This is a genomic window from Pseudomonadaceae bacterium SI-3 (genome assembly GCA_004010935.1).
In the GTDB taxonomy this organism is placed as follows: Bacteria; Pseudomonadota; Gammaproteobacteria; order Pseudomonadales; family Pseudomonadaceae; genus Stutzerimonas.
The window spans coordinates 3,674,481-3,697,730 of sequence record CP026511.1 but is presented as its reverse complement, the minus strand read 5'-3'; the positions used below and the strand labels follow the sequence as shown (position 1 = coordinate 3,697,730).

Here is a 23,250-nt window from a genome sequence, read left to right as displayed (position 1 = left end):
AGACGCAACGCTCGCAAAGCGAAAGCAACACCGAAACACCATCACATACCCAATTAGGGGAAGCGACTCAACACCGACTCCCCAACCGAATTGCTTGACGACCATAGAGCGTTGGAACCACCTGATCCCATCCCGAACTCAGTAGTGAAACGACGCATCGCCGATGGTAGTGTGGGGTTTCCCCATGTGAGAGTAGGTCATCGTCAAGCTTCTACACCAAACCCCCGATCTTCGTAAGAGGATCGGGGGTTTGTCTTTGGGGGACGAAAAAGTTAACCCTCGTACCACCGTTTACCCCACATGACCCTGTAACTGCTGCCAATGCGTTCAGACTTCAGAACTGGCGAGCCATCGTGGGTCCTCACATTCAATGATGCGACTTCGACAGCTCCGGTGAGACACTCTGCCCGGAGGCATCACAGTGTCGAAGGCTCACGCCGCGTGGCAGGCACAATTATCATGATGCTGGGCGCTGGGATCGGTATGGGGCTAGCCGGTGGTTCTAAATCTGAGCGCTCACGCTGTGGCGAGCTGTATAGCAGTTGCGAATGCTCATGCCGAGGCGTAGCCGGAAAACACCGCTGCGTGAGGTAAACGCGATCCGGGACATCGGGTGACTGACGGTATCGCCTATCGCTCAGTGCCTAGCAGTAGCAGTTGTACTCACTGGCGCGGCGAGCCGCGCAGCTAGTATGTAAGCGCTCGTACTAAAGGCGGCACAGCGGGGGATTTGACGCTGAGCTAAACAGCTCGCGCTATTGGCAAGCTGATTAGTGCTCGATCTTGTGATCAGCTGACTGGCTCGACCTCTTTAGCAGGCCTTTGAGCAGCTGCGACGTCAAATGGCTCGGCTTGCTCACGACGCTTGATGAACTTCCAGTCCGCCTCGTCGATGTAGATTCCGCTCGGGCCGCTGCCGCCTTCCAGGTCGATAGCGACGTGTGCTGAGACCTGCGGTTTAACCGAGGCGAGGATCGGCACGAAGCCAAGCTGCAAGCTGGTTTCGATCAGCGCTTGCTGGTTACGCTCGTCGATATCGGCGGCTTCGTCCAGGTAGTAGGGCAGACGAATGCGCCCTGCTTGCTCACGATCCATCAGGTGCAGTAGCAGGTACATATTGGTCAGCGCTTTGATGGTCATCGTCGTGCCGTTGGACGCCGCCCCGTCGATGTCGGTATGAATCACCGGCTGGCCGCCGACCTTGGTGATTTCGAAAGCCAGCTCGAACAGATCTTTCAAGCCGAGCTGATTGTTGTTGGCAGCCACCAAGCGTGCCAGGTACTCCTTGGCTTCTTCGTTCTTGCTGTCCTGCTCGCTGCTTTGCTGCAGGTCGAAAACCGAGAGCGTCTCGCCTTGCTCGTATTGTCCGGCGCTGTGGATGATCTGGTCGATGTGCTTAAGCGCATCCTTGTTCGGAGCCAGCACGATGCGGAAGCTTTCGAGGTTGGATACCTGACGCTTGTTAATTTCGCGGTTAAACAGGGCCAGTTGATGTTCAAGGCTATCGTAGTCGCTGCGGATATTGCGCAGAGTGCGGGCAATGTCGGTAACCGCTGCGCGGCGCGCCTTGGCCAGTGTGAGGGCTTCGTCCTGGCGATGCGCGTAGGCGTTCACCAGCAGCTGCAAGCGGCGCTCCGGATCCTCTTCGCTGTCGAACTTGGCGACGCCCTTGAGGCGAACCTGCGCATAGAGCGCTTCGATCTGCCCGTCGACGCGCTGCAGCGCTTGCCAACTGTCCTGATAGTCGTTGAGCAGCGGTTGCAGGTTGTCTAGCGAATCGTCCACTGGATCCATGAATGACGTGCCAAAGGGCAAGTCTGCTGGTAGCAGCTGGCGACGACGCAGCGCGTCTTCTAGCGTGCGCTCCTTGGCTTCCAGATCCGCCAGCTGACGGCCGACCAGTTGGAGTTTTGCCGACAGGTGCTGGACGCGTTCGGTAAAGGCATCGCTGGTTCGCTTGAGCTCGTCTTGTGCAGCCTCCGCCTGCGCCAGCTGTTCGAGCTTGCTGCCTTCCTCGGTCGACAGCGTCTGGCAGCGGCGGAAGTCTTCCAGCGCTTTCTGTGAATCGAGGACTTGCTGGTAGAGTTGTTCGGCCTGAGCCTTGCTGGCGGCGCGGTCGACTGCCACCGAGTGCTGCGCCTTCAGCTGCTTCAGCTCCCGCTCGAGACGGTCTTTCTGGTCACGCAGAGCAGCACGGTCGGCCAACGCCTGAAGGGCCGGTGGTTCGATATGCGAAAGGTCGATGGAGACGCCCGGCGCTTCGAATCGCTCGCCCTTAAAGCCGTTCAGGACCGCTTCGAGTGATTTGACCCATGCCTCGCCATCATCCAGCGCGATGCCTTTATCCCCTAGCGGCAGGCTGAACAGCTGCCCGTTGAACAGCCGCATCAGGCGATCGACGTCCGCTTGTGAGAACTCCTCGCGCAGGCGCGAATAGCTGTTGTTGTCCGCATGGTCCAGTTGCTGCCGGACCGATTTCAGGCGTTTCTCCAGATCGCGCAGACGCTCGTCTAGATCTTCGCTGGAGAACTGGCGCGATTGCGACAAAGCGCCTGCCAGCTCGTCATGAGCGTCCTTGGCGGCGAGCAGCTGTTGCTCCAGCACGTGAGCATCGTCGACCAGAGCAAAGCGGTTTTTCAGCACCGCCAGTTCTCCCAGCCAGCGCTGAATCTCGCTGATTTCGCGCTCCAGTCGCATCAGCTCGGCCGTGCTGCCGCGCTGTTCATTCTGTAAACCGTCCTGCTCGCGGCGATAGTGCTCGGCCTGGATGACCAGTTCCTCCTTGCGCGCGCCGGCATAGTCCTGCCAGGTGCCCAGCAGCGAGTCGAGCAAAGGGGACAGCCGATGCAGCTTGCCGCGCAGCAGTTCACGCTGGGCCACGCCCGCAGCAAGGGCCTCGACCAGCGGACCGGCCGCAACTAGTGCCTGATAATCCTGCTCCATCCGGCGCACGTCGCGGAAGGCTTCTTCGGTGGCGGCGATGTAGTCGACGCTGCCGGAGCGCAGGTTGTGCTCGAATGCATCGAGGAATAGCTGCTTGAGCTTGGCTGCGGTGATCTCGCGCATGTGCAGCAGGTTGATGAACAACGCGCGGAAGGTTTTGAGGCTCTGCTCGCTGGTCGAACGCAGTGGGATGAGCGTCATGTCCAGCGGGATTGCGGTGTGGCCACCGACTAGCAGCCGTCGCAGCTCGTCTGGCTTGGCCTCGTAGGCCTTGATGCCCGCCCGCTCAAGATTGGCGAACAGCTCGCGTTGGCGCAGGCAGGTACCGTTCTGCTGGTAGTGATCGAGGTCCAGAGAGCCTTGGTAGACAAAGAATTGATGGCCGAAGCCGCCACCCGGACCGCGGCCGGCAACGCCGATCACGTGAGGGCCATGGGGCAGGGCGACTTCGACGAGGATGTAGCTGGTGTCGCTGGCAAAGTAGAACTTGCGCGACTGCTCCAGGCTGTACTTGCCGAAACTCATGTCCGACATGCGCGCCAGAATCGGGAACTGCAGGGCGTTGATCGATGCGGACTTGCCGAGGTTGTTGGCGCCATATACCGACAGCGGCGTTTCCAGCGGGAACATGCCGAGGCTGTAGCCTGCAGTGTTTAGCAAAGCAAAGCGGCGGATGCCGTAGCGTTCCTGGCTCATGCTTCAAGCTCCTTTTCTTCAGCGATGGCACGCGCAAGGGCATCGTCTTCGGTTTCGTCCGGGTCACGGTCGAGCAGGATAATCTCGTCTTCTTCCTCGTCGGCGATTAGCTGAGGCGCTGGCAGAGACAGATCGCTGCTGTGCAGGCTGGCCGCGAGATCACGGTCCTGCTGGACGGACAGGCAGACATCGAGGAAGCGGTGCATGGGAGGCAGGAAGCGGTAGATCCCATTGCTGTCTTCGGCAAAACCCAGTTGAGTCAGGCGGCGGATGACCTTCTCTTCCAGCTCGTCCTGCGTCGTCACTTCAGCCTGCAGGAACAGGTCCCGGTACTTGTCCAATAGTGCCGGCAGTTCATCCCGGCCCAGGGTGCCGCCGTCCAACACCGCGAGGGGATCGCGACCCTGATCAGCCAAGTGCTCGACCAGGATGAAGGTAAACAGCGCCAGTCGCTGTGCGGTCTTGTTGACCTGTGCGCCCATCTGCTCGGGGACAAAATAGTAGAAGCCGCGCGGATCGCAGACCAGTTCGAAGCCGAGCGCCTTGAACAGAGCGCGGTATTGGTCCTGCATGCTGGACAGCTGGGCGTAGCACTCCGGCTCGCTGCGCGACAGGTGATAGCCCTTGAACAGCTCGCGGAAAATCGGCGCCAGCTGGGTCATTTCTTTCAGATCAATGTTCATACGCAACTCAGTCAATCATCGTGTGAGCAGGCACGAGGCGCTTTTCACGAAAAGGAATCGAATCGGGGCGGGCGATACATCGCCAATGGGGCGCGACCTCAACCATTGGCATTGGCCAGCAGCGCAAAGGAGCTAAGGCTGACCTGATGCTCACGGGTCAGGTACTCGCGCCGCTCCAGGCGGTCGCGTTGAAAGCGCGCATCGCGGGACAGCCGTGAGAACCAGTAGAGCAGCTCATCGGTCGCGCCATCCGGCTCCTGCTCCAGCAGCCATTGCATCAGGTCCGGCAGTGGCAGCGCCTGTTCGCAGCGGTCTAGCATCTCCCGTGCGGTCAGTGGCGACCGCGGTGCATCGGTCTTGCGCTTGCTGCCAGCGCGGGGGAACTGCGCCGGTTTCGGCTCAAAGCGGGCCAGGGCGTAGACGTAGGCTTCAACCTGGCTGGCCGAGCCGAGAAAGGTGCTCTGCGGCCGGGTGAACAATGGCAGTGAGGCCTGCGGCACCGCGTCCAGTCCTTTCTTGCGGATGGCTGACAAGGCCAGCGCGGCGCCTCGCGTCACCGCATTGTGCCGACGGGCTTCCTCGCGCAAGGGCAGCAACAGCTCGCGAGCGTGACGCAGGGTGAGCTGGGCGGTGCTCTGCATTTCCAGAATTCGCGCATGAGTGCGCAGCAACAGGTCGTCGTCAACCAGCTGGCCAAGCCGCTGCTGCTCGCCGAGCAGCTTCATCAGCACCTGCTCGACGCGGTAAACGCCCTGTTCGAAGGCGCCGTCAGCCGCGACCAGCTGGATCATCGGCTCTACGTATTCGTCCCAGGTCGCCAAGACCTCGGCGTAACGCTGACGCAATGGAATTTGCCGGTCACTGGTCTTGGCCCGATCGGCGACACCGATGAGCGCCTGTTCGTCGTTGGCGAGCTTTTTCAGCACGTCACGTACGCGCATGTCGAGCAGGCGCAGCTGGCGGGCGAGATCCTGCCCGTCGCGGATCTCGAAGGCGTCCTGGATGTGGCCGGCTAGGCGTTCGAGATGGCGCAGGTACGCTTCGATTTCCAGGCACAGGCCAAGTCGGTGCTCGCGGCGCAGGTAGGCGAGGAAATCGTGAATCTGCGCGTTCAGCTCGAAGCGGTTCGGGCTCTTCGCCACCGGGACCAATATGTCCAGGCGAATCCATTGATCGAGCAGGGCAGTGATGTCGGTGGGCGTTCCTTCCGGCAGTTGCGCAGCGAGCTGATGACGAAGTTCGATCAGGCTCAGGGTGCCGGCATCGAAGCGCTCGCACAGCGGCTCGAGCAATGTCCAGTGTTCGGCGAGGGCGCGCAATACGCGCTTGGGTTCGATCATCGAGGCGCCAATCCAGCCATGAAAAAAGGCGCAAATTGTACTGCATCACTGCTGGCGTGATGGCAGGCGGAGACGATCGGATGCGCCCTGATCGGCATTTAGATTAGCAAGCAGGACCGTTCACAGGGACGTCATCGATCACAGGTAGCGTGCGGCGCATCGCTGCCGTTCACCGATTTGGTCGCGACCGAACATCATGAAAGTCGACGAAGTGTCGAAATGCTATTTCGGTATGCGCCAGTTATCGGCACAATTCGCCCTTTTTTCCAAACGGGAAGCGGCCGGCTTCCTGTCGGCGACCTTCGCGGGGCACGCACACATGATCAAGACGCCGTACTACCTCATCGACAAACAGAAACTGTTGGGCAATCTCGAAAAGATTGCCTACGTACGCGAGCAGTCCGGCGCCAAGGCGTTGCTGGCTCTTAAGTGCTTCGCCACCTGGTCGGTTTTCGACCTGATGCAGCAGTACATGGACGGTACTACTTCGTCGTCACTCTTTGAGCTCAAGCTCGGTCGGCAGAAATTCGCTGGAGAAGCGCATGCTTACAGCGTGGCCTGGGCCGACGATGAAATTGAAGAAATGGTCGCTAACTGCGACAAGATCATCTTCAACTCCATCGGCCAACTCGAGCGCTTCGAGGCCGCCACCGAAGGCACTATTCGGGGTTTGCGCGTGAACCCCCAGGTTAGCAGCTCCGACTACCTGCTCGCTGATCCGGCACGCCCGTTCAGCCGCCTGGGCGAATGGGACCCAGAGAAAATCGCCGCGGTCATGAGCAAGGTCTCTGGCTTCATGTTTCACAACAACTGTGAGAACGGCAGCTTCGAGCTGTTCGACAAGATGCTCACCACCATCGAGGAGCGCTTCGGCCCTCTGCTCGAACAGGTCGAGTGGGTCAGCCTTGGCGGCGGAATCCACTTCACCGGCGAGGGCTACCCACTCGATGCGTTCTGCGCTCGCCTGAAGGCCTTCTCCGAAAGGTATGGCGTGCAGGTCTACCTGGAGCCGGGCGAAGCGGCGATCACCCTCAGTTCCTCGCTGGAAGTGACGGTGCTCGACACCCTCTACAACGGCAAGAATCTCGCGGTCGTCGACAGCTCGATCGAGGCGCACATGCTCGATCTGCTGATCTACCGCCTGAACGCCAAGATGGCGCCCAGCGACGGCGAGCACAGCTACATGGTGTGCGGCAAATCCTGTCTGGCCGGCGACATCTTCGGCGAGTACCAATTCGATCGTCCGCTGGCCATCGGCGATCGGCTGTCGTTTATCGACGCTGCGGGTTACACCATGGTCAAGAAAAACTGGTTCAACGGGCTGAAAATGCCGTCCATCGTGGTAAAGCAGCTCGACGGCAACGTCGAGGTGGTGCGCGAGTTCGACTTTGATGATTACCTGTCCAGCCTTTCCTGAGGCGGCGACTAAGGAGTGACAAAACAATTGAAGAAAAACGTTCTTATCATTGGTGCAGGAGGTGTCGCTAAGGTGGTGGCCCATAAGTGCGCGCAGCACAACGACGAACTCGGTCGTATTGCTATCGCGTCGCGCAGCATCTCCAAATGCCGGGCCATCATCGACAGCGTGCAGGCCAAGGGCGGATTGAAACAGCCCGGCGAGATCAAGGCCTACGTGCTGGACGCGCTTGACGTAGAAGCGACCAAGGCACTGATCCGTGAAACCGAATCGCAGATTGTCATCAATGTCGGTTCAGCCTTCCTGAATATGGCTGTGCTGCGCGCATGCATCGACACTGGCGCCGCGTATCTCGACACGGCAATCCACGAAGAGCCGAACAAGATTTGTGAAACCCCACCGTGGTATGGCAACTACGAGTGGAAGCACCTGGCCGAGTGCCAGGAAAAGGGTGTCACCGCCATTCTGGGTGCTGGCTTCGATCCGGGCGTGGTCAATGCTTACGCCGCCCTGGCGCAGCAGGAGCACTTCGACACGATCGAGTCGATCGACATCCTGGACGTCAATGCCGGTTCGCACGGCAAATATTTCGCGACCAACTTCGACCCGGAAATAAACTTCCGCGAATTCACCGGTCAGGTCTACAGCTGGCAGAACAGCCAGTGGACGACCAACACCATGTTCGAGGTCAAGCGCACCGACGACCTGCCGGTCGTGGGCGAGCAGAGCCTCTACCTGACCGGCCATGACGAGGTGCATTCGCTCTCCAAGCACCTCGGCGTACCGAACGTACGCTTCTGGATGAGCTTCGGTGATCACTACATCAATGTCTTCACCGTGCTGAAGAACCTCGGCCTGCTTTCCGAGCAGCCGGTCCGCACAGCCGAGGGCCTGGAAGTAGTGCCGCTCAAGGTGGTGAAGGCCGTACTGCCCGATCCCGCTTCGCTGGCGCCTGGCTACACCGGCAAGACCTGCATCGGCGATCTCATCAAAGGCACCAAGGACGGCCAGCCGCGCGAGCTGTTCATCTACAACGTGGCCGACCATGAAGAGGCCTACGCCGAGACGGAAAGTCAGGGCATTTCCTACACCGCTGGCGTGCCGCCGGTCGCCGCCGCGCTGCTGGTAGCGCGCGGAGAGTGGGATGCGCAGCGGATGGTTAACGTCGAGCAATTGCCGGCGCAGCCATTCCTCAAACTGCTCGACGCGATGGGCCTGCCCACGCGGATTAAGGACGAGCACGGCGACCGCGCTTGGGATCAATAAGCCAGCCACGAGCTGCACGTAAGAACGAAAGGCCCCGCTGCTTCAGCAGCGGGGCCTTTTTTGCTTTTGGGGGCTAGGGGGGATGTAAAAGCAACATCCACCTTACGAATGCAGCTGTGCCTTCCCGCCTTGTTCATTTCACGCGACAATCCACCGTCTACAAGCGCCCCCTCAGAGGCGCTCGGCAGCCGTGAGGATTTGACTATGAGCAGCAACGACCGCGTCATCATCTTCGACACTACCCTGCGAGACGGTGAGCAGAGTCCCGGCGCTTCTATGACCGGCGAAGAAAAGCTGCGCATCGCCAAGGCCCTTGAGCGGCTGAAAGTGGACGTGATCGAGGCGGGCTTCGCCATCGCCAGCCCGGGCGATTTCGCCGCGGTCAAAGCCGTGGCGGATCACATCAAGGACAGCACCGTCTGTAGTCTCGCCCGTGCCGTGGATGCGGACATCGAGCGCGCCGCCGAAGCCCTGGCCGGTGCCAATTCCGGTCGCATCCACACCTTTATTGCCACCAGCCCGATCCATATGCAGTACAAGCTGCGCATGCAGCCGGATCAGGTGGTCGAGCAGGCCGTACGTGCGGTGACCAAGGCGCGTAACCTCTGCGCTGATGTGGAATTCTCGTGCGAGGACGCCGGCCGCTCGGAAATCGATTTCCTCTGCCGCATCATCGAAGCGGCCATCGATGCGGGCGCGCGCACCATCAACATTCCAGACACGGTCGGCTACGCCATCCCGCACCAATATGCGGAGACCATCCGCCAGCTGCTCGAGCGCGTTCCCAACGCGGACAAAGCCGTCTTCTCCGTTCACTGCCACAACGACCTGGGCCTGGCGGTGGCTAACTCGCTGGCGGCGGTCGTTGCCGGTGCGCGGCAGGTCGAGTGCACCATCAACGGCCTGGGCGAGCGCGCCGGTAACGCCGCGCTGGAGGAGATCGTCATGGCGATCAAGACGCGTCAGGACCTGCTCAACGTGCACACCCGCATCGAGACCGAGCACATTCTCAGCGCCTCGCGCCTGGTGTCCGGCATTACGGGCTTCCCAGTGCAGCCGAACAAGGCCATCGTCGGTGCCAATGCCTTTGCTCACGAATCCGGCATCCATCAGGATGGCGTGCTCAAGCACCGCGAAACCTATGAAATCATGTCCGCGCAGTCGGTCGGCTGGAACGCCAACAAGATGGTCATGGGCAAGCACTCGGGACGCGCCGCCTTTCGCGCGCGGCTCGAGGAGCTGGGTATCGTTTTGCCGGGCGAAGGCGAGTTGAACGCGGCTTTTGCCCGCTTCAAGGAGCTAGCCGACAAGAAGCACGAGATTTTCGATGAGGATTTGCAGGCGCTGGTTTCTGACACCCTTGCCGAGGACGTGCAGGAACATTTCAAGCTGGTGACGCTGGAAGTGGCGAGCAAGACCGGCGAGGTGCCGGACGCCAAGCTCGTGCTGAACGTGGATGGCAACGAGCAGGCTGCGTCAGCGCAGGGTTCTGGGCCAGTCGACGCAACTTTCAAAGCCATCGAGTCGGTGGCCAACTCAGGCGCCACACTTCAGCTGTACTCGGTTAACGCGATCACCAAGGGCACTGACTCGCAAGGCGAGGTCACGGTGCGGCTGGAGAAGGGCGGACGTATCGTCAACGGCAACGGTGCCGACACCGATATCGTCGTGGCCTCGGCCAAGGCCTACCTCAATGCGCTGAACCTGATGCAGGTTGGCGCCAAGGCTCATCCACAGGTGACCGGGGTTTGATTACCGAAAGCCGGCGTCGTGCCTTCCTCAACGCCATGCAGATCACCACCTGGCTGCCGCGGGCCGAGCTGCCCTTTGCCGCGCCTTCGCGCCCGGAGCTCTTGCAAATCGTCGAGACGGCATCCGAGCCCGCGCCAGTCGTCGAGCTTCAACCAACGCCACAGCCGAGCCGCACAGCGCCCGAGCCGGCAGCGCCTGCGACGGCTGCTTCGGCCAGCCCGGCCGCAGATGCGGTTCGCTCGGTCATGCCACGCATCGCCGTGCCCGAGCCGAAAAAACCTGCGGCGAAGGCCCGCGAAGCGCAGGCGGTTGCCGCCGAGCAGAAAGCCGCCGTACCGCCCCCTCGCTTCGCCTTGCAGCTGCTGCGTGCCGGCAATGTGCTGTTGCTGGTCGAGCTGCCGACGGGTGAGTCTTTCCAGAGCCGCGATCCTGCTTACATCCTGCTCAAGGACTTGTTGCGTGCTGCCAGGCTACCGGACAGCCCACAGCAGGTTGGAGACGGTGAGCCGATTCGCTGGCCGCTGCTCCATCGCGGCAGCCTCGATCAGGGCGGCGAAGCTGCACGTGACTACGTGCAGGGCGTGGTCGCGGCCGAGTTGGAAGAAATGGGTTGTGCCTGCCTCTGGCTGATCGGCTCGCCTGCGCTGCGGTTTGCTGGCGAAGTCGAGGCGGACGCCTGCTATCGCGAGCTGACAATCGAAGGCTTAGGCGTTGCGTTGACGATGCCGGGGCTCGAGCAGTTGATGGAGCAGCCCGGCAGCAAGGCGCAGCTGTGGCGAGCCATGCGCCGTAGCATGCCGCGCTGGGTGATCGGTTTGAGTGGATCCACGAGTAGTGTTCATGAGTGATGCAGTGAGCTTCCGCCCTATGACCGCGGCGGATATCGAAACCGTTCTGAAAATCGAATACGCCGCTTTCAGCCACCCCTGGACCCGCGGCATCTTCACCGACGCGCTCACCGCCTATGAGTGCTGGGTTATGTTCGAGGGCGAGCAGCAGGTCGGCCACGGCGTGATCAATGTCATCCTCGATGAGGCGCATCTGCTCAACATCACTGTCAAACCACAGAGCCAGGGCCACGGGCTTGGCTTGCGACTGCTGGAACACCTGATGCAACGTGCTCAGGAGCGTGGCGGGCGCGAATGCTTCCTTGAAGTGCGCGCGAGCAACACCTCGGCTTATCGCTTGTATGAGCGTTATGGCTTCAATGAGGTGGGGCGTCGCCGTGGTTACTATCCATCTGCCGAAGGGCGGGAGGATGCGCTGGTAATGGCCTGTACGCTGATCGACTGATCAAGCGAAGGTCTGACGCAAGAAGGCCCGACTCGAAAGAGTCGGGCCTTCTTCTTTATCGTCGCCATACATCCATTGCGCACGGCAGACAGTCGGTTGCTTGAGGCTACTGTCCTGGCGCCTTGTCCCGGCCAGAATCCAGCGGGGCGTCACCGCCAAGCTCGTTGTCGTCCATCACTTCGTCATTTTCGTGTAGCACAGCGTCACCGCCGCCAAGATCGGTGTCCGGATCGCCATCTGCCGGGCCGTCCCAGGGCTTACCGTCCAGTGGGTTGGAGCGGCCTTCTTCGGCCTCGTCCAGGTCCACGTCGGCACCGATGCGATGCTCCGAAACTTCACTCAGATCCTGGTCGGCCGGCCCGCCATGGCCCGGCTCGTGTGGCGAGCGGGAGCCATCGTCGGGAATCAGCGTTTCCGGCGCCATGTCGTCCATCGTCGTCTGGCCGCCCGGCACCTCACCCGTTGTCATTCCGGCTTCGGCTACACGCTCTGGCGGAAACTCGTCCTCGAGTTCTTCGGCAGGAACTTCATCCCCGATGCGGCCTTTACGGTCGTCCCGATGCTGGTCGAAATCGAGCTGTTCGATTGAACCCATGCGGTCCTCGGTAGTGTCGATTTCCGATGGGGTGTAAGGCTTGGAATCGTTCATGACAACCTCCTGCTAGAACTCTGGTCTTGCAGTTTGTGACCCGGTGACGATGTGAAGATTCAGGCCGGCCGCTGGCCGGTTCCGCCTTTATGAACCAAGCTGCAGTGGCCGTGCATGTTGAATTACAGGCGGCGGCCGCGATAAAAAACGCGAACCACCACCGTTGATCGGGGGTCCCAGTTGCATGAGTAAACAAAATGATCAACCCGAGCTAGAGGCTCGGAGCTGCGCTTTTTTCTTCGATGTTGATGGCACGCTCGCTGATATCCAACCGCGGCCCGAACTCGTTTTCATCCCCCCTCGTTCACTGGCGGCGCTGGAACAGCTAAGCGCCAATGGCATTCCTGTTGCGGTCGTGTCGGGCCGGCCGATCAGCCAACTCGATGCGCTGCTCACGCCTCTGCAACTGCCCGCTGCCGGCGTGCACGGGGCCGAGCGTCGTACCGCTACTGGCGAGTTGCAAAACCTGACCCTCGATAATGACGTGTTCGACGCCATCCAGCTCGAGTTGGCGCAAGCATGTGCCGAGCATCCTGGCCTGACGCTGGAGAACAAGGGCGTCGCCTTTGCGCTGCATTTCCGCCTGGCTCCTGAGCTTGAAGAGACAGCGCGCGGCGTGGCCGAAGATTTCGTGGCCCGTTATGGTGAGGTGCTGGCGCTACAGCCTGGCAAGTGTGTGTTCGAACTCAAGCCGCGCGGCGCCAGCAAGGGTGAGGTCATCCGGACTTTCATGCAGGAGGCGCCTTTTGCCGGACGGACACCCGTCTTCATCGGCGATGACCTGACCGATGAGGCAGGCTTCTCGGTGGTCAACGAACTGGGCGGGGTCTCGATCAAGGTGGGCGCAGGTCCGACCGAAGCCATGCAGCGGCTGGCGTCAGTAGAAGCCGTCGCCATCTGGCTCGACGGATTGCAGAGCACGCTGTCCGAGCCGCAGCAACATCCAATAAAACCAGACTGAAGCGAGAACTACATGAGCCGACTAGTAGTGGTTTCCAACCGCGTAGCGCCGATTAAGGCGGGGAAGGTCGCTGCTGGCGGGCTTGCAGTTGGCGTTCACGACGCATTGCGCCAGGCCGGCGGTATCTGGTTTGGCTGGAATGGCGATGTAAGCAGCACTCCACAAACCCGTACCGAGACCGTTGGCAATATCACCTACGCCACGATGGGCCTCACCAAGCAGGATTACGACCAGTATTACCGTGGATTTTCCAATGCCACGCTGTGGCCGATCTTTCACTACAGGATCGACCTGGCGCGATACAACCGGCAGGAGTACGAAGGTTACAGACGGGTCAACGCCATGCTGGCGGAGAAACTGAAACCGCTGCTCGAACCTGACGACATCATCTGGATCCACGACTACCACCTGATTCCCTTCGCCGAAGCTTGCCGCCAGCTGGGCATCCGCAACCGCATCGGTTTCTTCCTTCACATTCCGTTCCCGCCGCCGGAAATCCTGACCGTCATTCCGCCGCACAATGAGTTGCTGAAAACACTTTGCTTCTACGACCTCATCGGCTTCCAGACGGAAACGGATCGGCTCGCCTTCCAGGACTACATGACCCGCGAAGTTCGGGGAATCCTTGAGTCCGATGGCAGCTTGACCGCGTATGGTCAGAATTTCCGCGCCGGGGTGTATCCCATCGGCGTTGTCCCGGATGAGATCCAGACGCTCGCCGAGTCCTACAAGGGCCGAAGCAAGCCCATGCGGCGCACCACGGACGTCGATCGCAAGAAGATCATCAGCGTGGACCGGCTGGATTATTCCAAGGGCCTGGTCGAGCGGTTCAAGGCATACGAAGCATTCCTGGACCGATACCCTGAGCATCGTCGCGCTGTCGAATTCATCCAGATTGCACCCACGTCGCGTTCGGACGTAAAGACCTATCAGCACATTCGTCAGCAGCTGGAAAGCGCAGCGGGCCACATCAATGGCTGGCTGTCGGACCTGGACTGGACGCCCTTGCATTACCTCAACAAAAGCCATGATCGGAAAGCCCTGATGGGTTTGTTCCGCCAGTCCGACATTGGCTTCGTCACCCCGCTGCGCGACGGTATGAACTTGGTCGCCAAGGAATTCGTCGCGTCCCAGGACCCGGAAGATCCCGGCGTGCTGGTGCTATCGCGCTTCGCTGGCGCCGCCCGCGAGCTGACCTCAGCGCTGATCATCAACCCCTACGATTGCATCGGCATGGCCGAGGCGCTGGATCGCGCGATGCGTATGTCGCTCACCGAGCGCAAGGATCGCTACGAGCACATGATGCGGGCAATACGCGCCGCTGACCTGGACGCCTGGCGCGACAATTTTCTGCGCGACCTGCGCGCATTTTCCTCCCGCCCGAGAGCCGAAGTTCCTTCGAATCCGCTGTTCACCGTCTAATGCTGTGACGCACCGGTCTGCGTGCTTGTCAAAACGCCGACCGGTTCGTAACGTGCGTGTCGGAATGGAAGGGGCAGGCGATGAGCAACGAGCTTCAACAGTTATTCGAGAACAATGCGCGCTGGGCTGAAGCGATCATCGAAGAAGACCCTACTTTCTTCACCAAACTGGCCAAGCAGCAGCTGCCGGAGTACCTCTGGATCGGCTGTTCCGACGCCCGCGTGCCTGCCAATGAGATTGTCGGCCTGCTGCCCGGCGATCTCTTCGTTCACCGCAACGTCGCCAATGTCGTGCTGCACACCGACCTCAATTGCCTGTCGGTGATTCAATACGCAGTGGATGTGCTCAAGGTGAAACACATCCTCGTCACCGGTCATTACGGCTGCGGCGGTGTTCGCGCTTCGATGCGTGACGATCAGCTCGGCCTGATCGACGGCTGGCTGCGTACCATCCGCGATCTGTACTACGAACACCGCGAGCACATCGCCAGCTTCCCCACCGAAGAAGCACAGGTGGATCGCCTCTGTGAGCTCAACGTCATCCAGCAGGTGGCCAACGTCAGCCACACCAACATCGTCCAGAATGCCTGGCATCGCGATCAACCGCTGTCCGTTCACGGTTGCATCTACGGCATCAAAGACGGCATCTGGAAGAACCTCAACGTTACGATCAGCGGTCTTGATCAACTGCCGCCGCAGTACCGCCTCCGCACGCGTCGGCCGGTCTGATGGACGGGCGTCAGGGATGGGCTTTCGCCGGCCTGCTGCTCGCTGTGCTCTGCTGGAGCGGAAACGCGCTGGTGGCGCGCGCCTTTCACGATGCAATACCGCCGCTGACCTTGTCGTTCTGGCGCTGGGTGCTGGCGACCTGCCTGTTGCTGCCGTTCGTGGCGCGCTCCATCTGGACACACAGGGCCAGGCTACGCGCTGCGGGTTGGCGGCTGCCAGTGATCGCCGCATTGGGCATCAGCAGCTACAACTCATTGCTGTACTCCGCGGCGCAAAGCACCGAAGCCATCAACCTCACCCTGGTCAACACCTGCCTGCCTCTGTTCACCTTCATCGGCGGCGGCCTGCTATTGGGAGAATGGCCCGCGCGTCGCGCCTGGTTCGGCATGGCTATCGCCGCGTGCGGGCTGGTCTACCTCATCAGCCGCGGCAGCTGGGATGCGTTCACCCATCTAGCCTTCAAGACCGGCGACCTCATCATGCTCGCAGCGGTTCTGGTGTGGGCGCTGTATACCCTGTCGCTACGGCGCTGGAGCGCCTTTCTCCAGGTTCCGCCTCTGACACTGCTAGGCGTACTGATGGCAATCGGTACGCCGTTGATCCTGCCGTTCTACCTGTTCGAGCTCAGTCATGTCGGGGGGTTCGAACCAAGCCCGATCAACCTCTCCGTCATCGCCTATACCGCGATCTTCGCGTCGCTGGTGGCTTATCTTTCCTGGAATCACGGCGTCAAAACCGTCGGCGCGGCTAAAGCCGCGATGGCGACCTACCTGATGCCGGTATTCACCGCCATTCTCGGCTGGCTGCTACTGGGGGAAGGCTTGCAGCTGTTCCACTGGGTTGGCGGCGGACTGATTTTTGCCGGTTTGCTGCTGGCAACCCAGACCCGCGTGCGCAGCGTGATTTCGCGTTAGGTGATACACGCTCCGCGCTAGCCGGGCTCCCTGCTCGCTTGCGAGTAGTCCTTCATACGCCTACTTCAGGGGCTACAGATAACGTCGGGTCGGCCCTGGCAAACTGCTTCCAGCGTGGTCAGCCGGTTACAGTCGGCTCCGATGTGAGTTTTCAATCACTCAAGCTACCTCCGACCACTGCGCGAGCCGCGCCGAGCGCCGCCTTATAGGCGCTAACCCTTATGCCAGAGGCCTTGCTTCTGATTGGCCTTACGCTGCCTGAGTCGCTACGCTCGAACCTGCTTTTCATATCCTCCACTTCACGTTGCATCAGAGGCCGAGTTGACTCCGACGATGAACGACTACGCTTTCAAGCTCGCCAGCTACTGGCGGAACTCTCTGGCCGATGCTGAAAACGGCAATGGCGCCTTGTCCTCCAGTCAGGCTGAGAAACTTACCGTTCTGCCTTCGGGTTCTCTTGCGGCAGGGTGCCTTTCCGAGGCGCAGGTCAACCAGCTGTTCGCAAACGAACCCGACGACAGACCTAGTATCGAGATCACCCTGCGCCCCTGGGTTTACCGGGCCCGCCGCGAGCATGGCCGGGTTCGCAACGGCCTGCCGGCAATCATCACTCCGGTTATCTGCCAGGTTTCGGTGAGTCGCGATGGTCGGCTCCATCCGAATGCGCAAACCATGATGCCCCGCGACATTCTCGAACCGCTGGACCGTGACAACTTCGCCATTGGCGCGCAGGCCGACCTGGATGCGTTTCTGTCCGCTGAGGATGCCAAACAGTTCGACCCGCCTGTAGATGCCGAAGCTCTGAGCGACGATCAGCATAAGGAGAACTGGCGCGAATATCTGCAGTTCTGCATGAAGATGCTCCGCGAAATCAGCAACGGGTGGGACGGCAAGGCGGATGGCTTCGAGCTGGCCGATTTTGGTTACCTGTTCAAGGAGGAGAAGGTCGAGGGCTTCAGCCGCCATATCGTTGCGCTCTATGACCATCTGCGTGATACCAGGCCAGAGGTGCCGCTGTTCGAGCGCTTCGCCCAGCGTGAGCGCAGCCCTGACGAACTCTGCCTCCCGGCCAATGGACTGTTTGCCGAACGACTCGCTCATGCGGGCGACGAATACGCCCTGGCGCCTGCCCAGCGGGACAGTCTGACCCATCTGCTGGATGGGCGATCCGGCGGTATTCTCGCCGTCAACGGGCCGCCCGGTACCGGCAAGACCACACTACTGCTTTCGGTCGTCGCGTCGCTTTGGGCCAAGGCCGCTGTGGCGGGCGGGGAGCCGCCGGTCATCGTGGCCAGTTCCACCAACAACCAGGCCGTAACCAACATCATCACTGCGTTCGGCAAGGATTTCTCAACAGGCAGCGGCCCGTTCGCGGGCCGCTGGTTGCCGGATATCAAGAGCTTTGGCGCCTACTTTCCCAAGGCGTCGGCGGAAGCGGAAATGTCCCGCACGTACCAGACTCGGAGCTTCTTCACAGAGCTCGAGTCGCAAGACTACTTGGACAAGGCTCATTTGGTTTATCTCGCGCACGCCGCCGATGCCTTTCCAGACATGCAGAGCCCGAGCGTTGCGGACACGGTCGAGCGCCTGCGCGACGCGATACGCAGCCGCCAACAGCAGCTGGCGAATATCGAGCAGGCCTGGACCAGGCTGGTCGAGGGGCGCAATGCGATCCTGGCACTGCTGAGTGAAGACCCTCAGGCCGCTATCGCACAGCTCGAAGCACAGCAGCGCACCTGTGCCGATCAGGTGGCAGATGCCCAAACGCTGCTGGCTCGTTTCAAGCATTACCTCGCCCATGAGCCGCTGCTCTACACCTTGTTCGGCTGGTTTGGCCCGGTTGCCGGCAAACGGCTGCGTCTGGCGAAACTGCAGTTCGATGAAACCGCGTCCGACCTGCAGAGTGCTGCCAGCGTGGGGGAAATCGAGGCCAGGTTGACCGCCGCTGTAGCGCAAGCCAGCAAGGCGCAGAAAACCGCCGAAGCGAAATTGCAGCAGGCGCAGGGACTGCTGCAGGCCGAACAGCGCCAGCTGGCGAACTGGCAGAGCGCGATAGCGGTATTGCCGATGCCCGCGGACAAGCCCGCCACCGAAGTTACCCTCAACGACTGCGACAGCTGGGCGGATACGTCCCTGCGCTTCGAGATATTCCTGCTGACCACTCATTACTGGGAAGGGCGCTGGCTGATTGAGGTCGCCGAGAACCTGTCGGAGATTCTCAAAAGCCGTAACAAGACGGGTCGCAAGACCCTGGAGCAGAACTGGCGGCGCTGGATGAAGCTCACACCCTGCCTGGTTGCCACGTTCTTCATGCTGCCGAAGGAGCTGCGTTGCAAGCGGCATGACGGCAACGGTTTCGTAGACGCCTATGCACTCGACTTCATCGATCTGCTGATCGTCGATGAGGCCGGGCAGGTACTGCCCGAGGTTGCTGCACCGTCGTTCGCGCTTGCCAGGCAAGCGCTGGTAATCGGCGATACCCAGCAGATCGAGCCGATCTGGTCGATTCCGGCTGCCGTCGATATCGGTAACCTGATCAGCGCGGGTTTACTGGCGCGCGACAACGTGGATGACGATTACGCCGCCTTCTGCGAAGGCGGGCGCAGTGCCGCCAATGGCAGCGTCATGGCGATCGCCCAGGCGACCAGCCGCTATCACTACGACCCTGATCTTGCGCGCGGCATGTATCTCTACGAGCACCGCCGCTGCTACGACTCGATCATCGAGTACTGCAACGCCCTTTGCTACAAGGGCAAGCTGCAACCGCGCCGGGGCCCGAAACCGGATGGCGGCCTGCCTGGGTTGGGCTATCTGCATATCGACGGGATCTGCCAGCAGAGCCACGGCGGCAGCCGCCATAACCTGCTGGAGGCGCAGACGATCGCCGCGTGGCTCAAAGCGAACGAAGCCGATCTGACAGAACGCTATGGAAAGGAACTATGGGAAATCGTTGGCGTAATCACGCCGTTCGGTGCGCAGACGCAATCGATCACCCAGGCGTGTGAAGCGTTGGGCATCAGCACCGGTAAGGGTGATGGGGAAATGACGGTGGGCACTGTCCATTCCTTCCAGGGGGCGGAGCGGCGAGTGGTGATCTTTTCTTCGGTCTATTCCAAACATGCCGACGGCCAGTTCATCGACCGCAAGGACAGCATGCTCAACGTAGCGGTATCGCGGGCCAAGGACAGCTTTCTGGTATTTGGCGACATGGACTTGTTCAGCCAGCAACCAGTCAGCAAACCGCGTGGGCTGCTGGCTCAGTTTCTGTTCGCTGATCCAGCGAGCGAGCTGATTTTCGAGCCGCAGCCCAGGCAGGATTTGCAGACGCCACGTACCGGTCTGATCCACTTGCATGACGTTGCGGAGCACGACGGTTTTCTAAAGCAGACGCTGGAAACGGCTCATCATCAGGTACAGATCGTGACGCCCTGGGTGATCGAGCGATGGATGCAGCAGAGTGGTGCCCTGGAACTCCTGGGCCACGCGGTGCAGCGCGGCGTTCAGGTCACTGTGTATACCGACCTGCGCTTCAACACCGGCATCAAGCGCACCGAGCCCAACGGCGATCCGCAACGCATCGCCGAGTTCAGGGACGCGATCGCCGCGCTCAGGGCTCGCAGTGTCGAGGTACGCATCGTCCATAAAGTGCACAGCAAGATCGTCATGGCCGACGACGAACTCTTGTGTGTAGGTTCGTTCAACTGGCTGAGCGCGCAACGCCATGGCGACTATGTGCACCACGAGACATCCATGGTCTATCGCGGCGCGGATGTCAGTGGCGAACTGGTAGTCAACCGCACCAGCCTGATGCAACGGGTGATTCGCCGTGGCGATATCTGACGGCGGCCAGCCGGGTGTATCACCGAGCCGCGGCACGCTTCCGGGACCCCGGTAGATGATCGATCCCTTGCCTTCGACTATCTGGATGACTGACGCATGATCGACCTTCCGCTGATGCTCGCCTTATCGCAGCCGCCTCACTGCTCACCGTTACACCCGGTGTGGATACCGCCATCGTGTTGCGCACGGCGACGCTGGAAGGGTGGTGTCAGGCGGTGCTGGCCGCGGCGGGGATCTGCCTGGGCTGCCTGGCCTGGGGGTGGCGGTGTCACTCGGGTTGGGCGCGCTGCTGCAGGCATCCGAGCTGGGCTATACAGTGGTCAAGTTCGTCGGCGCCGCCTACCTGATCTGGCTGGGCTCGCGGCTGGTTTTCAAACCGCGCGTCTCGTTCGATGCGGGTGCCGGCACGGCGACTTCCGCCAACGGCCAGTCTTCTGGCGCGGCCTGCTGACCAACCTGCTCAACCCGAAGGTGGGCGTGTTCTACGTCACCTTCCTGCCGCAGTTCGTCCCGCTTGGCAAGGATGTTGCGGCCTACTCGTTCTTTCTCGCATGCCTGCATGTGCTGCTGTCCCTGGCCTGGTTCGCCGTGCTGATCTCCGCGACGATTCCGCTAGGGAAGCTGTTGCGTCGACCCGCACTGACCAAGGCGCTGGATCGCGTGACCGGTGGTGTGCTGGTCGCCTTTGGGGTGAGGTTGGCGACTTCCACCGCCCCGTAGCGCAGCCTGAAGCCGCGCCCTGCGCAGCGGCCCGCCGGATATCGCAGCCCCAGGCCGAACGCATCTGTCGAGCCGTTCAGCACCGCACGATCCGCTGCGCACCTACACCTCGCGCCCATTGTCTATGTTGGTGATAACCGCCCAGCCATTGCGGGGCGGCGGCAATCACAACAATAAGGATGAGCACGATGCGTTTGCTTCAGATCAGCAGATTGACCCTTGCCGTGGCGATCGTCGCCACGGGCCACATCGCCCACGGCGCGCTTCTGGAGGGCGGGGCGGTCGCAGCCCCGGATGAATACAGCGCCAAGGTCGCCGCGCAGGTGCTCAAGGCCGGCGGCAATGCGGTGGACGCCGCGGTGGCGACCGCCTTCACCTTGGCCGTCACCTACCCCGAGGCGGGCAATATCGGCGGCGGTGGCTTCATGACGCTGTACATCGAGGGCAAGCCGTACTTTCTGGATTACCGGGAAGTCGCGCCCAAGGCCGCCAGCAAGACTATGTACCTCGACGACAAGGGCGAGGTGATCGAGAACCTGAGCCTGGTCGGCGCCAGGGCCTCCGGCGTACCCGGCACCGTGTTGGGCATGTGGGAGGCCCATCAGCGCTTCGGCAAGTTGCCCTGGAGCGAGCTCATCACCCCGGCGGTGGGCTATGCCCGTGAAGGCTTCACGGTGGCCGACCAGCAGTACCAGTACCGCGACGACGCCCTCGGCCTGTTCAACGGTACGACCAATTTCGAGGATTACTTCGGCGCCATGAAGGCCGGTTCCACCTTCCGCCAGGCGGAGCTGGCCGAGACTCTGGAGCGCATCGCCGACAAGGGGCCGGATGATTTCTACAAAGGCAAAACCGCTGACCTGCTGGTTGCACAGATGCAGCGTGACGACGGGCTGATCAGCAAGGAGGACCTGGCCGCCTACCGCGTCAAATGGCGCGAGCCGATGCGTGTCGACTGGCAGGGCAACAGCCTCTACACCGCGCCCCTGCCCAGCTCCGGCGGCATCGCCCTGGCGCAGCTGATCGGCATGAAGGAGCAGCGCGCCGCCGACTTCAAGGGCGTCGAGCTGAATTCGGCACGCTACATCCATCTGCTGGCGGAGATCGAGAAGCGCGTCTTTGCAGACCGTGCCGACTACCTCGGTGACCCTGACTATTCCGACGTGCCGGTCGCAAAGCTGACATCGCCGGAGTACCTGAAGCAGCGCGCAGCCGAGATCAACCCCACGGCCATATCCGAAACCGAGAAGGTGCGTCCCGGCCTTGAGCCAAGGCAGACCACCCACTTCTCCATCGTCGATGCCGACGGCAACGCGGTCAGCAACACCTACACCCTCAATCTGGATTACGGCAGCGGTATGGTGGTCAAGGGCGCCGGCTTTCTGCTCAACAACGAAATGGACGACTTCAGTGCCAAGCCGGGCGTCGCCAATGCCTTCGGTGTGGTCGGCAGCGACGCCAACGCCATCGAACCGGGCAAACGCATGCTGTCCTCCATGAGCCCGAGCATCGTCACGCGTGACGGCAAGGTCAGCCTGGTGCTCGGCACCCCTGGCGGCTCGCGCATCTTCACCTCGATCTTCCAGGTGCTGAACAACGTCTACGACTTCGACATGCCGCTGGAAAAAGCCGTGGCCTCGCAACGCGTGCACCACCAGCTACTGCCGAAGGACACCATCTACTACGACGCCCACGCACCGCTCACCGGCAAGGTTGCCGACGAGCTGAAAGCCATGGGCTACACGCTGGAGGATCAGGGCTGGCTGATGGGTGATATCCAGGCGATTCGCGTCGACGGCACGCGCCTGCAGACCGGGTCAGACCCGCGCGGGCGTGGAGTGGGGAAGGTCGTCAAACCCTGATGGGCGAGGGGAGAGAGCAAGCGGAGGGAATCGCTGCCGTCTAGTGAACCGATATGCGCCGCTACAACAAGCGGCGCATGACGTTCAGCTTTCAACGCCGCACATGGGGTGTGCGGAGTTGAGAGAGCGGGGAGGTTACTGCGGGCGGTAGATGGCGCACAGCTTGTTGCCGTCAGGGTCGCGTACATAGCTGAGGTGCAACGCGCCAAGGCTGGTTTCGCGCAGTCCCGGCGGCTCCTCACAGGTGGTGCCGCCATGGGCGACGCCTACATCGTGAAACGCCTTGACCTGCTCGGCCGAGCTGCACTTAAAGCCAATCGTGCCGCCGTTGCCGACGGTCGCTTCCTCACCGTTGATGGGCTCGGTGACACCGAACAGGCTGCCGTCGTGGCGATAGAACAGACGGGTGTGCCCGGACGGGGCCACATTGCGCAGCGGCTCGCCTGCGCCGAGTACGCCGAGCACGGCATCGTAAAACCGCTTCGACCGTTCAATATCATTCGAACCGACCATTACATGGTTGAGCATGGGGGCCTCGCTATGTGGTTGGAGTTGTGCGGCTATGGAGCGCGCACTCTAGCACTGGGGCATGGGCGGGGCTAAATTAGATATCTGGCTCTGAGCGGTAAGTAACGAACCATCCCGCTCCGACGCAACTGGTATGCGCATTTGGTTGATAGCCACCGACGCTGTCCATATCTACCTTGGATGCTCTTCGACGCGTCGGTCCGAACATTACGTAAAATAATTGCCGCTCTCTTCTC

The 23,250-nt window shown here is 61.2% G+C and carries 16 protein-coding genes, 1 rRNA gene and 1 pseudogene; 13 read left to right on the top strand and 5 right to left on the bottom strand.

Annotated features, from left to right (window positions below; all coding sequences use genetic code 11):
* Positions 1-93: 93 nt before the first annotated feature.
* Positions 94-209 (top strand): 5S ribosomal RNA (gene rrf, locus C1896_17275).
* 580 nt (positions 210-789) lie between these two features.
* Here rrf and C1896_17270 read toward each other — a convergent pair.
* From C1896_17270 to C1896_17260, 3 genes are all read right to left on the bottom strand, one after another.
* Positions 790-3,639, bottom strand: a complete 2,850-nt coding sequence (locus C1896_17270; GenBank protein AZZ46510.1) for a chromosome partitioning protein ParA — start codon at positions 3,637-3,639, stop codon at positions 790-792.
* Positions 3,636-4,322, bottom strand: coding sequence for a chromosome partitioning protein (locus C1896_17265; protein ID AZZ46509.1), 687 nt, complete (start codon positions 4,320-4,322; stop codon positions 3,636-3,638). The genes C1896_17270 and C1896_17265 overlap by 4 nt, the downstream gene beginning before the upstream one ends.
* Before the next feature lie 98 nt (positions 4,323-4,420).
* Positions 4,421-5,662, bottom strand: a complete 1,242-nt coding sequence (locus C1896_17260; protein AZZ46508.1) for a hypothetical protein — start codon at positions 5,660-5,662, stop codon at positions 4,421-4,423.
* Between the two features lie 319 nt (positions 5,663-5,981).
* Here C1896_17260 and C1896_17255 point away from each other — a divergent pair, with 319 nt between their 5' ends.
* From C1896_17255 to rimI, 5 genes are all read left to right on the top strand, one after another.
* Entirely contained in the window at positions 5,982-7,079 is a 1,098-nt protein-coding gene (locus C1896_17255) for a carboxynorspermidine decarboxylase (protein AZZ47715.1), read from the top strand.
* Between the two features lie 27 nt (positions 7,080-7,106).
* Positions 7,107-8,345 (top strand): saccharopine dehydrogenase, encoded by a 1,239-nt coding sequence (locus C1896_17250; protein ID AZZ46507.1) that lies wholly within the window; start codon positions 7,107-7,109, stop codon positions 8,343-8,345.
* Positions 8,346-8,549: 204 nt separating this feature from the next.
* Entirely contained in the window at positions 8,550-10,097 is a 1,548-nt protein-coding gene (locus C1896_17245; GenBank protein AZZ46506.1) for a 2-isopropylmalate synthase, read from the top strand.
* Positions 10,094-10,945 (top strand): energy transducer TonB, encoded by an 852-nt coding sequence (locus C1896_17240; protein AZZ46505.1) that lies wholly within the window; start codon positions 10,094-10,096, stop codon positions 10,943-10,945. The genes C1896_17245 and C1896_17240 overlap by 4 nt, the downstream gene beginning before the upstream one ends.
* A complete protein-coding gene (gene rimI, locus C1896_17235; GenBank protein AZZ46504.1) occupies positions 10,938-11,390 on the top strand; it encodes a ribosomal-protein-alanine N-acetyltransferase in 453 nt (150 codons plus the stop codon). The genes C1896_17240 and rimI overlap by 8 nt, the downstream gene beginning before the upstream one ends.
* A gap of 106 nt (positions 11,391-11,496) precedes the next feature.
* On the opposite strand, the gene C1896_17230 is transcribed toward rimI, so the two are convergent.
* Positions 11,497-12,039, bottom strand: coding sequence for a hypothetical protein (locus C1896_17230; protein ID AZZ46503.1), 543 nt, complete (start codon positions 12,037-12,039; stop codon positions 11,497-11,499).
* A 184-nt stretch (positions 12,040-12,223) separates the two neighbouring features.
* Here C1896_17230 and otsB point away from each other — a divergent pair, with 184 nt between their 5' ends.
* The 7 genes and pseudogenes from otsB to ggt all read left to right on the top strand — a co-directional run bounded on the left by otsB (position 12,224) and on the right by ggt (position 22,486).
* Positions 12,224-13,000: a trehalose-phosphatase gene (otsB, locus tag C1896_17225; protein ID AZZ46502.1), complete on the top strand. Its 777-nt coding sequence runs from the start codon at positions 12,224-12,226 to the stop codon at positions 12,998-13,000.
* Between the two features lie 12 nt (positions 13,001-13,012).
* Positions 13,013-14,422, top strand: a complete 1,410-nt coding sequence (gene otsA, locus C1896_17220) for an alpha,alpha-trehalose-phosphate synthase (UDP-forming) (GenBank protein AZZ46501.1) — start codon at positions 13,013-13,015, stop codon at positions 14,420-14,422.
* An 80-nt stretch (positions 14,423-14,502) separates the two neighbouring features.
* Positions 14,503-15,150, top strand: coding sequence for a carbonate dehydratase (locus tag C1896_17215; GenBank protein AZZ46500.1), 648 nt, complete (start codon positions 14,503-14,505; stop codon positions 15,148-15,150).
* Positions 15,150-16,064, top strand: coding sequence for an EamA family transporter (locus tag C1896_17210; protein ID AZZ46499.1), 915 nt, complete (start codon positions 15,150-15,152; stop codon positions 16,062-16,064). Before C1896_17215 ends, C1896_17210 begins: the two co-directional genes overlap by 1 nt.
* Positions 16,065-16,397: 333 nt before the next feature.
* On the top strand, positions 16,398-19,904 hold the full coding sequence (locus C1896_17205) for a phospholipase (protein ID AZZ46498.1): 3,507 nt from the start codon (positions 16,398-16,400) through the stop codon (positions 19,902-19,904).
* A 125-nt stretch (positions 19,905-20,029) separates the two neighbouring features.
* Positions 20,030-20,624 (top strand): annotated as a pseudogene (locus C1896_17200) (lysine transporter LysE).
* A gap of 188 nt (positions 20,625-20,812) precedes the next feature.
* Positions 20,813-22,486 carry a gamma-glutamyltransferase gene (gene ggt, locus C1896_17195; protein ID AZZ46497.1) on the top strand — a complete coding sequence of 558 codons (1,674 nt, stop codon included), beginning with the start codon at positions 20,813-20,815 and terminating at the stop codon, positions 22,484-22,486.
* Positions 22,487-22,621: 135 nt separating this feature from the next.
* Here ggt and C1896_17190 read toward each other — a convergent pair whose 3' ends face one another.
* Positions 22,622-23,014: a VOC family protein gene (locus C1896_17190; GenBank protein ID AZZ46496.1), complete on the bottom strand. Its 393-nt coding sequence runs from the start codon at positions 23,012-23,014 to the stop codon at positions 22,622-22,624.
* Positions 23,015-23,250 lie beyond the last annotated feature (236 nt).

Bases quoted from the DNA above. Each gene is read 5' to 3' on its own strand.
- C1896_17270 (AZZ46510.1), bottom strand. From the start codon at position 3,639: ATGAGCCAGGAACGCTACGGCATCCGCCGCTTTGCTTTGCTAAACACT.
- C1896_17265 (AZZ46509.1), bottom strand. From the start codon at position 4,322: ATGAACATTGATCTGAAAGAAATGACCCAGCTGGCGCCGATTTTCCGC.
- C1896_17260 (AZZ46508.1), bottom strand. From the start codon at position 5,662: ATGATCGAACCCAAGCGCGTATTGCGCGCCCTCGCCGAACACTGGACA.
- C1896_17255 (AZZ47715.1), top strand. From the start codon at position 5,982: ATGATCAAGACGCCGTACTACCTCATCGACAAACAGAAACTGTTGGGC.
- C1896_17245 (AZZ46506.1), top strand. From the start codon at position 8,550: ATGAGCAGCAACGACCGCGTCATCATCTTCGACACTACCCTGCGAGAC.
- rimI (AZZ46504.1), top strand. From the start codon at position 10,938: ATGAGTGATGCAGTGAGCTTCCGCCCTATGACCGCGGCGGATATCGAA.
- C1896_17230 (AZZ46503.1), bottom strand. From the start codon at position 12,039: ATGAACGATTCCAAGCCTTACACCCCATCGGAAATCGACACTACCGAG.
- otsB (AZZ46502.1), top strand. From the start codon at position 12,224: ATGAGTAAACAAAATGATCAACCCGAGCTAGAGGCTCGGAGCTGCGCT.
- otsA (AZZ46501.1), top strand. From the start codon at position 13,013: ATGAGCCGACTAGTAGTGGTTTCCAACCGCGTAGCGCCGATTAAGGCG.
- C1896_17215 (AZZ46500.1), top strand. From the start codon at position 14,503: ATGAGCAACGAGCTTCAACAGTTATTCGAGAACAATGCGCGCTGGGCT.
- C1896_17210 (AZZ46499.1), top strand. From the start codon at position 15,150: ATGGACGGGCGTCAGGGATGGGCTTTCGCCGGCCTGCTGCTCGCTGTG.
- C1896_17205 (AZZ46498.1), top strand. From the start codon at position 16,398: ATGAACGACTACGCTTTCAAGCTCGCCAGCTACTGGCGGAACTCTCTG.
- ggt (AZZ46497.1), top strand. From the start codon at position 20,813: ATGCGTTTGCTTCAGATCAGCAGATTGACCCTTGCCGTGGCGATCGTC.
- C1896_17190 (AZZ46496.1), bottom strand. From the start codon at position 23,014: ATGCTCAACCATGTAATGGTCGGTTCGAATGATATTGAACGGTCGAAG.